The organism is Vaccinium witches'-broom phytoplasma str. VAC (assembly GCF_000309405.1).
Classification (GTDB): domain Bacteria; phylum Bacillota_I; class Bacilli_A; order Acholeplasmatales; family Acholeplasmataceae; genus Phytoplasma.
This window is the reverse complement of sequence record NZ_AKIN01000088.1, coordinates 1-483: the sequence shown is the minus strand read 5'-3', so window position 1 is coordinate 483 and position 483 is coordinate 1. Positions and strand designations below refer to the sequence as shown.

Here is a 483-nt window from a genome sequence, read left to right as displayed (position 1 = left end):
TAAAGAAAAATTATTATTTTATTTAAAAAATTTTCATTTCCTTCAATTTGTTCTTTCCATTGATCTTTTGCTTCGATTTCTAAAGGCAAAAGAAAAAAAATAACCATAGCGACAAGTAAAAACAAAAGCAAAGAAAAAAATAATTGCTTAATCGCTTTTTTATCTAAATATTTATAAATTAAATAAGGAGTTATGCAAGCCCACCATGCAAAAGAACCAAAATAAACTATTATCATAAGAGAATAAAAACTGTTATACTCAATTTTAATGTATAAATCTAAAATTCTTTTTGTTTCTTCGTTCACAATTTTTCTAGTAAAAACTTGGAAAAAATGAGTTTTATAAATTATTTCCGAAGAAATAAAATAAACCAATTGATAAGCAATGATTAAAAATAGTCCACCTAATATAAAATTTTTTAATTTTATTTTTTCTTCTTCTCTTATTTTAAAATTTTCCCTTCACTAAGCAATTGATTAAAAA

The 483-nt window shown here is 21.5% G+C and carries 1 protein-coding gene; it reads right to left on the bottom strand.

The window, feature by feature from the left end:
- The coding region (locus tag RI68_RS02045) for a hypothetical protein (protein ID WP_038104557.1) at nucleotides 1-374 on the bottom strand (374 nt) is incomplete at its 3' end.
- Nucleotides 375-483: the final 109 nt, after the last annotated feature.